Annotated in this window: 10 protein-coding genes; 6 read left to right on the top strand and 4 right to left on the bottom strand. The window is 70.5% G+C overall.

The features are described from left to right. Window positions 1-98: 98 nt before the first annotated feature. The 3 genes from ACIRL2_RS25010 to ACIRL2_RS25020 all read left to right on the top strand — a co-directional run bounded on the left by ACIRL2_RS25010 (window position 99) and on the right by ACIRL2_RS25020 (window position 3861). Complete coding sequence (locus tag ACIRL2_RS25010; protein ID WP_395867007.1) at window positions 99-1046, top strand: TIGR03619 family F420-dependent LLM class oxidoreductase; 948 nt, start codon at window positions 99-101, stop codon at window positions 1044-1046. An 86-nt stretch (window positions 1047-1132) separates the two neighbouring features. Continuing rightward, window positions 1133-1921 (top strand): glucose 1-dehydrogenase, encoded by a 789-nt coding sequence (locus tag ACIRL2_RS25015; protein ID WP_402234604.1) that lies wholly within the window; start codon window positions 1133-1135, stop codon window positions 1919-1921. Between the two features lie 215 nt (window positions 1922-2136). After that, window positions 2137-3861, top strand: coding sequence for an amidohydrolase family protein (locus tag ACIRL2_RS25020; protein ID WP_402234621.1), 1725 nt, complete (start codon window positions 2137-2139; stop codon window positions 3859-3861). Between the two features lie 84 nt (window positions 3862-3945). On the opposite strand, the gene ACIRL2_RS25025 is transcribed toward ACIRL2_RS25020, so the two are convergent. Then, the gene (locus ACIRL2_RS25025; protein ID WP_402234606.1) at window positions 3946-4539 is read right to left on the bottom strand and encodes a Uma2 family endonuclease; all 594 of its coding nucleotides are present in this window, start codon (window positions 4537-4539) and stop codon (window positions 3946-3948) included. Window positions 4540-4878: 339 nt separating this feature from the next. Here ACIRL2_RS25025 and ACIRL2_RS25030 point away from each other — a divergent pair, with 339 nt between their 5' ends. After that, window positions 4879-7473: a bifunctional FO biosynthesis protein CofGH gene (locus ACIRL2_RS25030; RefSeq protein WP_395867011.1), complete on the top strand. Its 2595-nt coding sequence runs from the start codon at window positions 4879-4881 to the stop codon at window positions 7471-7473. 91 nt (window positions 7474-7564) lie between these two features. On the opposite strand, the gene ACIRL2_RS25035 is transcribed toward ACIRL2_RS25030, so the two are convergent. Next, window positions 7565-9598, bottom strand: a complete 2034-nt coding sequence (locus ACIRL2_RS25035) for an arabinofuranosyltransferase (RefSeq protein WP_395867013.1) — start codon at window positions 9596-9598, stop codon at window positions 7565-7567. 437 nt (window positions 9599-10035) lie between these two features. On the opposite strand from ACIRL2_RS25035, the gene ACIRL2_RS25040 reads away from it, so the two are divergent. After that, a complete protein-coding gene (locus ACIRL2_RS25040; protein ID WP_395867014.1) occupies window positions 10036-11139 on the top strand; it encodes an ADP-ribosylglycohydrolase family protein in 1104 nt (367 codons plus the stop codon). 72 nt (window positions 11140-11211) lie between these two features. On the opposite strand, the gene nagA is transcribed toward ACIRL2_RS25040, so the two are convergent. After that, window positions 11212-12354, bottom strand: a complete 1143-nt coding sequence (nagA, locus tag ACIRL2_RS25045) for an N-acetylglucosamine-6-phosphate deacetylase (RefSeq protein WP_395867016.1) — start codon at window positions 12352-12354, stop codon at window positions 11212-11214. Next, window positions 12351-13307, bottom strand: a complete 957-nt coding sequence (locus ACIRL2_RS25050; protein ID WP_395867018.1) for an ROK family protein — start codon at window positions 13305-13307, stop codon at window positions 12351-12353. Before ACIRL2_RS25050 ends, nagA begins: the two co-directional genes overlap by 4 nt. A gap of 244 nt (window positions 13308-13551) precedes the next feature. Here ACIRL2_RS25050 and ACIRL2_RS25055 point away from each other — a divergent pair, with 244 nt between their 5' ends. Beyond that, window positions 13552-14343 carry a DeoR/GlpR family DNA-binding transcription regulator gene (locus ACIRL2_RS25055; RefSeq protein WP_395867020.1) on the top strand — a complete coding sequence of 264 codons (792 nt, stop codon included), beginning with the start codon at window positions 13552-13554 and terminating at the stop codon, window positions 14341-14343. Window positions 14344-14840 lie beyond the last annotated feature (497 nt).

Raw genomic sequence — 14840 nt, forward strand, 5'->3', positions numbered from 1 at the left:
CGGTACTTCGGCCTTGTCTGACGACCCGTTAGATCGGAGTATGTGACACGCGTTCGCCACAGTCCAACGATCTCCCTCGATCCCTCGGAGGCATTTTCATGGCCGCGATCCTGCCCCCGGGCACCCTGCACGTCGGCATGCAGCTGCCCATCCAGTCGCAGAGCAAGCTGTACGCGGAGGCATGGGAGGAGACCTCGGGGCCGGACGAGCTGGGTGAGATCGCACAGGCCTGCGATCGGGCCGGCTTCGCGTACATCGCGGTCTGCGACCACACCGCGATCCCGCGCAGCCACGCCGGTGCGATGGGCACCGAGTGGTGGGACACGATGACCACGCTCGGCTGGCTCGCGGGCATCACCGAGCGGATCCGGCTGATCAGTCACGTGTCGGTTCTCGCCTACCGGCATCCGATGATGTCCGCCAAGGCGTTCGCGACGCTGGACCGGATCTCCAAGGGTCGCGCGATCGTCGGCGCCGGCGCCGGTCACGTCGAGGCCGAGTTCGAGATGCTCGGGGTGGACTTCAAGACCCGGGGCAAGGCGCTCAACGAGGCACTGGAACTGCTCGACCTCGCGCTGCGGGACGAGTACGTGACCTTCTCGGGCGAGCGCTGGCAGGTCAGCGACATGGGCGCGCTGCCGCGTCCGGTGCAGACCCCGCGTCCGCCGATCTGGATCGGCGGCTCGGCCGGCGCCGCGCTCAAGCGGGTCGCCAAGTACGGCGACGGCTGGCTGCCGCAGGGCAGCCCGCGCGCGACGTACCCCGATCAGCTGGCCGAACTTCGGCGCTACCAGGAGGAGTTCGGCCGCGCGGACGAGCGACTGGACATCGGTGCGATCACCGAGCTCCTCTACGTGGGCGAAGCCGGCTGGGATGTCGGCGCGAACACCCTCACCGGCAGCCCGGACAAGCTCGCCGAGTCGCTGCGCTGGTACGGCGAGCAGGGCGCGAACCAGATCCAGGTGCGCTTCCGCAGCCGGGACCTGGCCGAGTTGCTCGACCAGATCGCCCGGTTCGCCGCCGAGGTCGCGCCGCACCTGTCCTGACCCCGCGTGCCGGCCTCGTCCCGCCGGCCCGACGCGCAGATGCTCTGACGTTCCATCAGTCTCGGTTCTCCGAAAGGAAGTTCGGTATGGGCAAGCTGGACGGCAGGGTGGTCCTGATCACCGGTGCGGCGCGCGGGCAGGGCGTGGTGGAGGCCCGCCTGTTCGCGGCCGAGGGCGCGCGGGTCGTACTCGCCGACATCCTCGACGAAGCGGGCGAGGCGGCGGCGAAGGGGATCGGCGACGCGGCCCGCTACGTACACCTGGACGTGTCGGACGAGGACGACTGGCAGCGCGCGGTGCACACCGCGGTCGACACGTTCGGCAGGCTCGACGGGCTGGTCAACAACGCCGGGATCCTGGCCTTCGACCCGATCGAGGAGATGTCCCGGGCGGCATACCTGCGGATCGTCGAGGTGAACCAGCTCGGCACGTTCCTGGGCATGAAGACCGCGCTCCCGGCGATCCGCGCGACGGATGGTCCGGGCACGATCGTGAACATCGCGTCCTATGCCGGGCTGGCCGGCATGGAGGGGCTGGTCGCGTACGCCTCGACCAAGGGCGCGGTGCTCGCGATGACCCGGGTGGCCGCGCTGGAGGCCGGACCGCGGATCCGGGTGAACGCGATCTGCCCGGGCGGCGTGCGCACGCCGATGACCAATCCGGCCGACATCGAGGGCCTGACCGCACCCACTCCGGCGCCGGGCGAGCCGGACCCGGTGAGTGAGGTGTTCGGCGGCATACCTCTGGCCCGAATCGGCGAGCCGGACGAGATCGCCTCCGCCGCGCTGTTCCTGACGAGCGCCGACAGCTCGTACATGACGGGCACCCACATCGTGGTCGACGGCGGGTGGATGGCGGGCGTGAAGCTCTTCTGAGCGGTTGCGGGAGGCCGTTGCGAGCCGCGCGGATCCACCGGTGGGATATGCCGCCAAGGCATGACTGTGGTGAGCCCCGTCTCATCCCGCGCCGGCCCCTGGCGACCTCGATTATCTGACGTACCATCAGTTTCGTGGGTGGGCGGGGTCGGGTATGCGCGGGCATGCGACCGGCCGCGTTCGCGGGCAACATCGAGGGCAGAAGGAGCTTCGCCATGCTGGACCACGTCATCACCGGAGCCACCGTCGTCGACGGGACGGGCGCGCCGTCCTTCCTCGGTGACGTGGGCATCAGGGACGGCCGGATCGTCGCGGTCACCCCCGCCGGCGGCATAACCGAAGAGGCCGCGAGCACCGAGAACGCCGAGGGTCTGATCCTGGCTCCCGGGTTCGTCGACCCGCACACCCACTACGACGCCCAGTTGCACTGGGACCCGTACGCCACGCCCTCGGTGAACCACGGCGTGACCACGATCATCGGCGGCAACTGCGGCTTCACGCTCGCGCCGCTCAAGGCCGAGGACGCCGACTACACCCGTCGGATGATGGCCAAGGTCGAGGGCATGGCGTTGCCCGCGCTGGAGAACGGCGTGGACTGGAGCTGGGAGACCTTCGCCCAGTACCTGGACAAGCTGGAGGGCAAGATCGCGGTGAACGCCGGCTTCATGGCCGGGCACTGCGCGATCCGCCGCTACGTGATGGGCGCCGACTCGGTCGGCAAGGAGGCCACGCCCGAGCAGGTCGCGGCGATGGTGACCGAACTGGGCAAGGCGATGGAGGCCGGCGCGCTCGGCTTCTCCACCGGCCAGTCCAACCACACCGACGGCGACGGCAACCCGGTTCCCTCGCGAGCCGCGACGCCGGCCGAGATCCTGGCGCTGTGCGAGGAGGTCGGCAAGCACGAGGGCACTCAGCTCGAGGTCATCGTCGCCGGCTGTCTGGACAAGTTCTCGGATGAGGAAATCGACCTGCTGGTCAAGATGACCACCACGGCCGGCCGGCCGATGAACTGGAACGTGCTCACCGTCGACGCCGCCGCGCCCGACCGCGCGCCGCGCCAGATCTACGCGTCGGAGAAGGCCAAGGAGGCCGGCGGGCGGATCGTCATCCTGACCATGCCGGTCCTGGTCCCGATGAACATGTCCTTCCTGACCTACTGCGCGCTCAACCTGATCCCGGGCTGGGGCCCGATCCTGTCCCTGCCGGTGCCCGAGCGGATCGCCAAGCTGCGCGACCCCGAGGTGCGCGCGGAGATGCTGCGCAACGCGGACAGCCCCGAGGCGGGCGTCTTCCGCCGGCTCGCCGACTTCGGCCGCTACGTGATCGGCGACACCTACTCCGAGGCGAACGAGGGCCTGTCCGGCCGGGTGGTCGCGGACATCGCCAAGGAGCGCGGCCAGGACGACTTCTGGACGCTCGTCGAGATCTGCATCAACGACGACCTGCGTACGGTGTTGTGGCCGATGCCCACCGACAACGACCAGGCCTCATGGGACCTGCGGCAGCAGGTGTGGGACAACGAGCACGTGATCCTTGGCGGTTCGGACGCCGGCGCGCACCTGGACCGGATGTGCGGCGCCACCTACACCACGCGCTTCCTGGGCGACATGCTGCGCGGCCGCAAGCTGGTCTCGCTGGAGCGCGCGGTGCAGATGCTCACCACAGAGCCCGCCGAGCTGTTCGGCCTCAAGGACCGGGGTCGGATCGCCGAGGGCTTCCACGCCGACCTGGTCCTGTTCGACCCGGCAACCGTCGGCTCCGGCCCGGCCCGGCTGATGCACGACCTGCCCGGTGACAGCCCCCGACTGACCAGCGAGTCGACCGGCGTGGTCAGCGTCCGGGTCAACGGCGTGGAGACCATCCGCGACGGCGAGACCACCGGCGCCGCCAACGGCACACTGCTGCGCTCCGGCAAGGACACGGTCACCGTCTCGGTCTGACCCGTCGAGAACTCGGCGGCGTGCGGGGGTCCTCCCGTACGCCGCCGCTCCATGCCCGGTGGAGGCGGATCGTGCGAGGGCGGTCTACGCGACGAGGTCGGCGGGATCGAGTTCGACGGGGAAGGATTCCTCGATCCGAGTGGTGGTGCCCGCCGCAAGGCGGCGGGTCAGTTGATACTCGCCCTCGGCGTCGAGCGTGTAGGTGAACAGCACCGGTAGTCGATCGAGTCCGAGTCCGCGAAATCGTGCCGTCTCCAAGCGCCAGAAGTGCAGGATGCCGGCAGCGGCGTACTTGGCGGGCTTGAGGGTGCGGTCGGTCGTGGTCGTCGACGGCGAGACGATTTCGACGACCAGGTGGACCTGCGACGGATCGGGCATCTTGATCCCGCCGGCGAGCGCGGAACGATCGACGACGAGCACGTCCGGGATCAGGCCGGTCTGGTTCCCCATCGGGATGCCGGACGCGGTGACCGCAATGAAGTCGGGTGGTGCCGCAGCGTGCAGGAACATCCGGAGTTGGTCACCCGCGAACTGGTGCCGCATGGATGGCGGCGGGCTCATCAGCACGCTCCCGTCGACGAGCTCGTATCGGCTGCCGTCCGGTGATGCCTCGTTGAGAGCGATCCACTCGTCCACAGTCCAGGGCTGGACGTGCGACTGCGCGGGGAGAGCCGCCATGGGTAGCACCGCCTTCCTGTCGCCCCGACCTGCCCCGATTGTGACACCCTCCACGGCCACCGGCACGGTCCTTGTCTGGTTCGAACAGTCCAACGACCGAGTCGATCGAAGGTCACCCGAATGGCACAGTCCGGGGTTCGGCGGCCGGACCCGTCGCAGCCCGCACCACCCACGTGACGTGCGACACGAGTCCCGATGCCCTCGATCGAGCACGCCTACCCTTGGTCTGTTCGGGGGACGGCGTCGCGTCGGCTCCCGTTTGTCGGCCGGTCGGAGCGTACGTGGTGCGGTCGGCCCGCCGATCAGGCCCGAGCAACAGCGACGACAGCGAGGTGTCGCATGACCCCGACCCCCAACGAGGGACGTCCCACCGAGAGTTCGATGCGGCGCGCGCTGCGACGAGCCCGAGACGGGGTCATGCTCGACGTCTCGGAAGCGGCCGTGCTCCTGCACGCGCGCGACGCGGACCTGGCGGACCTGAGCCGGTCGGCCGCGCGCGTGCGCGATGCCGGGCTGGAGGCGGTGGGCCGCGGCGGGATGATCACCTACAGCCGAAAAGTGTTCATCCCGCTGACCCGGTTGTGCCGGGACCGCTGCAACTACTGCACCTTCGTCACCGTCCCCGGCAAGCTCCGGCGCGAGGGCCACGGGATGTTCCTCAGCCCCGACGAGGTGCTGAAGATCGCCCGCGAGGGGGCCGCGCTCGGCTGCAAGGAAGCGCTGTTCACGCTGGGGGACCGGCCCGAGGACCGCTGGCCCGAGGCACGCGAGTGGCTGGACGCGCACGGGTACGACGACACGCTCTCGTACGTGCGGGCGATGTCGGTGCGGGTGTTGGAGGAGACCGGCCTGCTGCCGCATCTCAACCCCGGGGTGCTCTCCTGGACCGACTTCCAGCGGCTCAAGCCGGTCAGCGCGTCGATGGGGATGATGCTGGAGACCACCGCGACCCGACTGTGGTCCGAGCCCGGCGGCCCGCATCACGGCTCGCCGGACAAGGAGCCGGCCGTACGCCTGCGGGTGCTGGAGGACGCCGGGCGCTCGAACGTCCCGTTCACCACCGGTCTGCTGATCGGCATCGGCGAGAACATGACCGAGCGGGCCGAGTCGATCTTCGCGATGCGCAAGGTCGCCCGGCAGTACGGCTCGATCCAGGAGATCATCCTGCAGAACTTCCGCGCCAAGCCGGACACCGCGATGCGCTCGACGCCGGACGCCGACCTGGTCGAGCTGGCCGCCGCGATCGCCGTCTCCCGGCTCGTGCTCGGGCCCAAGGTCCGGATTCAGGCCCCGCCGAACCTGATCGGTGACCAGTACGCGCTGATGATCGCGGCCGGCATCGACGACTGGGGCGGCGTATCGCCGCTCACCCCCGACCACGTCAACCCCGAACTCGCCTGGCCGCAGATCGAGTTCCTCGCCGAGCGGACCGCCGAGGCGGGTTTTGCGCTGCGCGAGCGGCTCAACGTCTACCCCGAGGTGATCCTGCGCGGCGAGCCGTGGGTGGACCCCCGGGTGTTGCCGCACGTGCGCGCGCTGTCCGACCCGGAGACCGGGCTCGCGATCGAGGGCAAGTGCCCGGAGGGCCTGCCGTGGCAGGAACCCGAGGACATCTTCGCCGCCGCGTCCGGCCGCACCGACCTGCACGTGAGCATCGACACCGTCGGCCGCACCAGCGACCGCCGCGACGACTTCGACAACGTGTACGGCGACTGGGAGTCGCTGCGCGAACAGGTCGCCGACGCCGCCACCGGATCGGTGGTCCGGCTCGACGCGGAGGTCCGGGCGGCGCTCTCCCAGGCCGCCGCCGACCCGACCCGGCTGACCGACGACCAGGCCCTCGCGCTGTTCCACTGCGACGGCGTCGCGATGGACGAACTCGGCCGGATCGCGGACGACTTGCGTCGCGAGGTGAACGGTGACGAGATCACCTACATCGTCAACCGGAACATCAACTTCACCAACGTGTGCTACACCGGCTGCCGATTCTGCGCGTTCGCCCAGCGACGCACCGACGCGGACGCGTACACCCTCTCCCTGGACCAGGTGGGCGAGCGGGCCGAACAGGCGTGGGCGGTCGGCGCGACCGAGGTCTGCATGCAGGGCGGCATCCACCCGGACCTGCCCGGCACCGCCTACTTCGACATCGCGCGCGAGGTCAAGAAGCGGGTGCCGGACATGCACGTGCACGCGTTCTCGCCGATGGAGGTGGCCAACGGCGCGACCCGCACCGGGATGTCCATCCGGGACTGGCTGACCGCCGCCAAGGAGGCGGGCCTGGACACCATCCCCGGCACCGCCGCCGAGATCCTCGACGACGACGTGCGCTGGATCCTGACCAAGGGCAAGCTGCCCGCCGCGACCTGGGTCGAGGTGGTCAAGACCGCACACGAGCTGGGTATCCGCAGCTCGTCGACGATGATGTACGGCCACGTGGACACCCCCTCGCACTGGCTGGGCCACTTGCGCCTGCTCGGCCGGATCCAGGACGAGACGGGCGGCTTCACCGAGTTCGTCACGCTGCCGTTCGTGCACACCAACGCGCCGGTCTACCTGGCCGGCATCGCCCGCCCGGGCCCGACCCTGCGGGACAACCGCGCCGTGCACGCGATGGCCCGGATCCTGCTGCACGGCAAGATCGACAACATCCAGACGAGCTGGGTCAAGCTCGGCGTCGAGGGCACCAACCTGATGCTCGAAGGCGGCGCGAACGACATGGGCGGCACGCTCATGGAGGAGACCATCTCCCGGATGGCGGGCGCCGACAACGGCTCCAAGAAGTCCATCGCCGAACTCGAGGCGATGGCCGCCTCCCTGGGCCGCCGAGCCCGCCAGCGCACCACCACCTACGGCGAGGTGAGCCCCGAGCGCCAGGAAGTGGCCCGCCGCCACGACGCCGACGTCGAACGCATCATGCTCCCGATCCTGGGCTGATCCGGCCGACCCGTGGACCGACGATCGCGCCCGCCGCCCCCTTGCGCAGGGGCGGCGGGCGCGATCGTGTCCGGGCACTACGGGTACGGGTTCAGCGCGGCGACACCAGGGTGAAGGGTCCGACCTTCTTCAGGTTGAACACCGCGGGGTCGATGAGCTTCTTGGGGAACACCACGTCGCGCCACTGGTTCTCGGGCGACATCGGGAACGCGTCGACGACCATGCGCGCGTGGTACCCGTCCGCCTCGGCGCGCAGGAGCATCACGTCCGGGGCACGCCATGGACTGGCCTTCATCCGCTTGATCAGATCCTGTGCCGAGTCGGCGGCGGCCCAACGGGCGACCTCCTTCTGGCGCGCGTCCAACTCGCCCAGCGGGTTGGAGTATTGCGGGATGTAGGCCAGGAAGCCCCAGTAGGGCTTTATCGCGAGCAGTCGGTAGTTGTCCGTGAGCAGGACCGTCTTGTTCGGCGCCTTGTTCTTCGTGGCATCGGCGATGGCCCGGAAGACCATGCGGTCCAGTTCCAGCGCCGCGAGGGTGTCGCCGGTCGGCGGTTCGTCCCGGATCCGTGGCTCGTGACCGTCCGGATAGGGCTCGCCCAGGGCCTGGTCCAACGAACCCCGGTCGGAGCGGGCGAACTGCTGGGCCACCACGACGCCCGACGCCACGGCGAGCACGGTGACCACGGCGAGCGCGGTGCGCGCGATCCTCGGCTCGGTCGCCCTGGCCCGGATCTCCCGCAGCCCGGCAGCGAGCCCGAACACCCCCGCGGCGGCCAGACAGAGCTCCAGGATCGGGGTCACCCGGAAGGTCAGCAGGGTGGTGTCCGCGACACCCGCGGCGAAGGAGAAGACCGACCACGTGTAGCAACCGACGACGCCGATCGCGAGCCCGCGCGCGATGATGTCGCCGGCTCCGACCGCCCAGATCAACCAGACCACGCCGATCAGACACAGCACGCCGATCGGCGTGAAGTCCAACATCGGTGTGGCGAAGGTCGCCCCCTCGGGAAAGAGGTAGTGCTGCGCCGCGTTCCTGGGCATCCCCTGGCGGACCGCTTCGAGCAGGTACGGGAGCCACACCGGGAGGATGAGCACCGCCGCCGCGCCCGCGATCGGCAGCAGTCGGCCGAGCACCGTACCGAGCGTGTAGCCGGACGCAGGCGCGCCGCGCGGGTTCGGGATCCGGGCCGAACGCCTGCGGTCGAGCACCAGCCCGACCACGGCGGATCCGAGGATCACCAGCGTGAGGAAGCCGGTGATCAGCGTGTAGAACAGCGCGGAGATGCCGAGGAAGACCCCGATGCCCAGGAGCACGCCGAGGTTCTTCGGCCGGCGGTCGCGGTGGGCGTCCCGGCCGCCTCGGGCCAGCATGTGCGCGATGGCGACCACGACCGGCGGGGCCAGTGCGGTGACGACCCACGCGTAGCCCTCGTTCACCGCCGGCGACATCCCGGACAATCCCACCAGCGTGGTCGCGGTGCTCAGCGCGATGGCCATCGGACGGGAGACGATCGCACTCCACAACGTGAACGCGAGGGCGACCGTGACACCCGCGGTCAGGATGGTGAACGGCTTGTAGGCCTCCCAGCCCGCCAGGCCGAACAGGTTCGCGAAGCGTCCGCCGAGCCAGAACCAGCCCGTGGGGTACAGCGGGGGCGTGTTCTCGTAGTTCATGTCGGACAGCCGAGGCGAGTCGGTCATCCGGGTCAGGTACTGGCTGCGGAACGAGTTGTCGCCCGCGAGTCCGCCGTAGTACCACTTGGTCGCGTACAGCGGCAGCGCGAGCACGATCGTCGGCAGCGCGGTCAGCAAGACCCAGGTCAGCACGGTGCGCAGCAGTGGCCGCTTCCCGCCGCGCAGGATCAGGAAGGCGATCGCGCCGAGCAGCGCGAGGGCACCGAGACTGGCGAACTCCAACGGGATCAAGGACTTGGAGAGGGTCTGCGACTTGTCCGGTCCGACCATGATCCGCGGCCGGGGCAGCCCGGCGTGGGTGATCAGGTACTGGAGCGGAAGGCTGGTCGCGACCGCAACCGCCGCCGCACAGCACAGTTCGCCGATGATCGACCACGATCGGCGATCCGCACGGCCGACCGCCGGGCCGGCGGATCCTTTTCCGGACACGGGCGAACGCGCCACGTCGTGCGCCGAATGATCCGACATTACGTCCACCAAGCGGTCCCGTTCGATGAGATCCGGGAGCGTTGGTCGGCTTCCGGATCGGCTGACTCGAGCACCGAGGCGAGTGGGCCGCCGCGGATCGATCGGGCCGGACACGGTTGCCGGACTCGTCGGGGCCTGCACCTCGGGACGGCAGCCTATCCTCCGACCCGATCATGCCCCCACGAGCGCGGCGCTCCCGCCCGAGACGGACCGGGACTCGTCCCGTCCCGGTGGATACTCATTCCTTCGCGGTGGATAGGAGTCGGGTACCGCGACGGAGGCCGGCCGGTGCCCGCTCGCCGACGCTGCCCCGACCGGGTCGTCGGACGCGTGTGCGACCCCTTGGTGACTTGCCGCGGGTACGCTGCCGTGGGGTGTCGGGGGAGGGGAGTACACACATGGCCGCACTCTGGTCCAGAGACCGGCTGCAAGACTTTCGGGCGCGAGTACGGGGGTGCCTGGTCGGAGGGGCGATCGGTGACGCGCTCGGCGCCGGCATCGAGTTCCTCAGTCTTGCGGAAATCCGCGAACAGCACGGGCCCGACGGGGTCGTCGGGTATGTGACGGCGTATCACCGGCACGGCGCGATCACCGACGACACGCAGATGACGTTGTTCACGGTGGAGGGTCTGATCCGCGCGCACGTGCGCCGGGACACCGGCGCCTGGCATCCGCCGACCGATCTGCACGGAGCGTATCTGCGCTGGAAGGCGACGCAGAGCGAGTGGGGGCCGGACGAGCGCAAGGACGAGGGCTGGTTGGTCCGCGAGGAGTGGCTGTACAGCTCGCGTGCGCCCGGATCCGCGTGCCTGCGCGGGCTGGAGGACGAGAGCGTGATGGGCACGCTGGAGCGGCCGAAGAACCCCGATTCCAAGGGGTGCGGGGCGGTGATGCGCTCGGCGCCGTTCGGCCTGTTGGTCGGCTGGCGTCCCGAGCTGGTCTTCCAACTCGCGGTGGAGTGCGCGGTGCTGACGCACGGTCACCCCACCGGCTATCTGTCGGCGGGCGCGTTCGCGGTGATCGTGCACGCGGTCATGCAGGGCGCGCCGCTGGAGGAGGGTGTGCGGGTGGCGCTGGAGTTGGTGAAGTCCCGTCCCGAGCACGCCGAGACGGCGCAGGCGATCGAGGCGGCGCTGGCCGCGGTCCGCGCCGGCGTGCCCTCGGCCGAGCGGGTCGAGGCGCTGGGCCAGGGCTGGACGGCCGAAGAGGCGCTGTCGATCGGTCTGTACTGCGCGCTGGTGGCGCCGGACATGCGCACCGGACTGCTGCTCGCGGTCAACCACGGCGGCGACAGCGACTCGACCGGGTCGATCTGCGGCAACCTGCTGGGCGCCATGCACGGCGACACCGTGCTGCCCGCGGACCTGGTCGCCGAGCTCGAAGGCCGGGGCGCCATCCTGGAGTTGGCCGACGACTTCGCGATGGAGATGACCCAGGGCACCACGCTGCACGGGCCCGAGGCGGGCGATACCTCCTGGGCAAAGCGCTACCCGCCCAACTGAGTGCCGGCGGGCGCGCCTCCAGGTCCAACCGAGCGCCGGCCGCCCCGACTTCGGGGCGGCCGGCCGGTTCGGTCACGGGCGGCGGTCGTCCACCCACGCGCCGCCGGCCATCACGGCGCGCACCCGCAGCGCGTCGTCGAGCACCACCAGGTCGGCCCGCTTGCCCGGCTCCAGGGTGCCGACCCGATCGGCGATGCCCAATGCCCGGGCGGGGGTGGCGGACAGCGAGCGGACCACGTCGGCGATCGGCAGGCCGCCTGCGACGCCGTTGCGCAGCGCCCGGTCCAGGGTCAGCGTGCTGCCCGCGATCGAGTCGCCGTCGGCCAGCCGGGCCACCCCGTCGACCACGTCCACGGTCATCACCCCCAGCGGGTACACGCCGTCCGGCATGCCCGCCGCGCCCATCGCGTCGGTGATGAACGCGACCCGATCCGGCCCGGCGCTCGCGTAGGCCAGATTGACCACGCTGGAGTGCAGGTGCACGCCGTCGTTGATCAACTCGACCACCGCGTCGCTGTCCTGGAGCAGCGCGGTGACCGGTCCCGGCTCGCGGTGGTGCACGCTGCGCATCGCGTTGAACAGGTGGGTGGCCACACTCGCGCCCGCGGCCAGCGCCGCGCGCGTCTCGCGGTGGGTGCCGTCGGTGTGCCCCACCGCGGCGATCACCCCCTCGTCCGCCAGTCGGCGCACCAACTCGATGCCGCCGGGCAGTTCGGGCGCCAGCGTGAGCATCCGGATCGCGCCGCTGCCCGCCTTCAGCAGCGCGGTGACCTCGTCCCGGTCGGGCGCGCGCAACTGGGTCGGGTCGTGCGCGCCGCAGCGGGCCGCGCTCAGGTACGGGCCCTCCAGGTGCAGCCCGGCCAGCCTGCCGTCGTGCACGAGCGGGGCCAACTCGGTCACGATCCGCAGCAGGTCCGCGGGGGAGGCGGTGACCAGACTCGCGACCGTGGTCGTGGTGCCGTGCGAGCGATGGAATTCGGCCACCCGCAGCGCCTCGTCCGGGTCGCCGGAGGTGTACGAACCGCCCCCGCCGCCGTGTACGTGCATGTCCACGAAGCCGGGCACGATCCAGCCGCCCGCGACGTCGACCGCCGGCTCCGGACCGGCCGGCAGGCCCGGGCCCGCGAAGGCGATGCGATCACCGACCACGCCCACCGAAGCGCCCTCGACCACCCCGGAGGGCAGCACCACTCGCGCATTGCCGAGCACCGTCACCCGCGCACCTCCAAGGTGTCCCACGCGATCAGACCGGCGCCTCGGCAACCGGCCTCGTCTCCGAGCGCCGCGGTCACCAGCGGCGGTACGTGTTGAACCACGGCGCGCTCGGCGAGCAGCGTCCGCAGGGGGTTGAACAACTGTTCCCCGGCGAGCGAGAGACCGCCGCCGATGACCAGCAACTTCGGGTCGTACAGCGCGAGTCCGGTGAGCAGGCCGTCCGCGAACGCGGACAGGCCCTGCCCCCACACGGCGGCCGCGACCCGGTCGCCGGCGGCCACCCGGGCGACCACCTGGGCCGCGCTCAGCGGCGGATCGTCACCCGGCGCGGCCTCGGCGAACGCGTGCGCGATGGCGGGCCCGGAGAAGTGCGCCTCCAGACAGCCGACCGCACCGCACGTACACCTGCCACCGCCCGGCCGCACCGTGATGTGGCCGATCTCGCCCGCCTGTCCATGCGCGCCCGGGTAGGGGCGGCCGTTCAACACGAGCACCGAGGCGAGCCCGGTGCCGATCGCCACGAACAGGAAGTTGTCGCAATCGCGACCCGCCCCGAGCCGGCCCTCGGCCAGCGCGCCGGTGCGCACGTCGTGGCTCAAAGCAGCCGGTAGACCGAGCCGGTCCGCGATCAGCGCGCGCAGCGGCACCTCGCGCCACTGGATGCTGGCCGACCACACCGCGACGCCCGCCGGGTCGTCCACGATCCCCGGCACCACGACCCCGGCCGCGCGTGGCACGCCGCCCAGTTCCACCGCCCGCTCGCGCAGCGCCGCGGCGAAGTCGACGATGCCCGCGACCACCGCGTTCGGGCCGTGCGTGCGGCCGGTGGGCCGTCGCTCGCTGTAGACGAGGTTGCCGCCCGCGTCGACCACGCCGCCCTTGATGTCGGTACCGCCGACGTCGAGTGCGACGACGCAGTCCGCGCCGGACAGGTCGGACGGCGGGGTGTTCACGTGCGGCATCGGCGTCTCGCGTCTGGTAGGTGGGGCAGATTGTGAGCCCGAGGGCGGGTGGATCCGTGAATGCGCGTTTGTGCTCACTGGATAGCAGTTGAAAACATGAACATGCAACAGCATCGTTCAGTGAGCGCAGGCTCACGGAAACCCCGACGCTCGACACGTGTGGGGCGCCCGCGAGGATGTCCGGAACGATCCGACGCGAGTCGGCCAGGGCTGTCGGACAGGGCGGAGGTCACGGGTGAGCCGTTACGAGCGGTGGGGTGCGCTTCTCGAGCTGTTGGCCAAGCACGGTCGGCTCGAGGTCGAGGACGTGGCCTCGGAACTGGATGTCTCGCCCGCGACGATCCGGCGCGACCTGGATCAGCTCGCGCAGCAGCAGATGCTGACCCGCACGCGGGGCGGCGCGGTCGCGCACGCGGTCTCCTACGACCTGCCGCTGCGCTACAAGACCGCCCGGCACGCGTCCGAGAAGCAGCGCATCGCGCAGGCCGCCGCGGCGCTGGTCAAGCCGGGCGAGACGATCGGGCTCAACGGCGGCACCACGATGACCGAGGTGGCCCGTGCCCTGGTCGCCCGGGCCGACCTGCACACCGAGGGCGACTCGAACGCGCAGGCGTTCACGATCGTCACCAACGCGCTCAACATCGCGGGCGAGCTGGCCGTACGGCGGCACGTGAAGATCGTCGTCACCGGCGGCGTGGCCCGCACCCAGTCCTACGAACTGATCGGCCCGTTGGCCACCGGCATCCTGCGCGAGGTGGCCCTGGACGTGGCGATCCTGGGCGTCGACGCGATCGACGTCGAGCACGGCGCGAGTGCCCACCACGAGGGCGAGGCGAGCATCAACCAGTTGATGGCCGCCGGCGCCGGTCGGGTGGTGGTGGCCGCGGACTCGTCCAAGCTCGGGCGCCGCGCGTTCGCCCGGATCTGCCCGCTGGATCGCATCGGCGTCCTGGTGACCGACACCTCGGCACCCGAGGAGGCCACCGCCGCCTTCGTCGACGCGGGCGTGCGGGTGATCCGGGTCTGAGCCCGCGCGCCGGACCCGCCCGGCGCCCCCGAAGCACCCGTTCGCCCGGGACGTGCGACCACGCGTCCCGGGCGTTCGCATATCCGTTCGCCAACCAACCCGATAGACCATTCGTGAGATCGAACCGACACCGTCTGTGTCGGTTCCTCAGCATGCGCGCACGGATGGGTCCCGCATGGGTAACGAATTGCTCTGCAAACTTCCTCGACCCCTCCTCGGAATCTCAGGATTGGTGTAGACCTTTCTTCCGTCGAGGTGTTGACTGCCGACACGGCGAGTCCGCAAAATGCTCGCTGTTGCTCAAGAGTTTTCTTCAAATCCGTGTTGCGAACAGTTTTGCGCAAGCGAGTGCATGGGTTTAGCGCGACCAAACCCTCACCAACGGTCCTGTTTTCCCGAAGGCATGAAGGCGGTACTGCGATGAAGCGGCACCAGATGGCATTGGCGGCGACAGGACTGTCGGCCGCACTGCTTCTGTCGGCGTGTGGTGGCTCGGA

The organism is Embleya sp. NPDC127516 (assembly GCF_044765325.1).
In the GTDB taxonomy this organism is placed as follows: domain Bacteria; phylum Actinomycetota; class Actinomycetes; order Streptomycetales; family Streptomycetaceae; genus Embleya.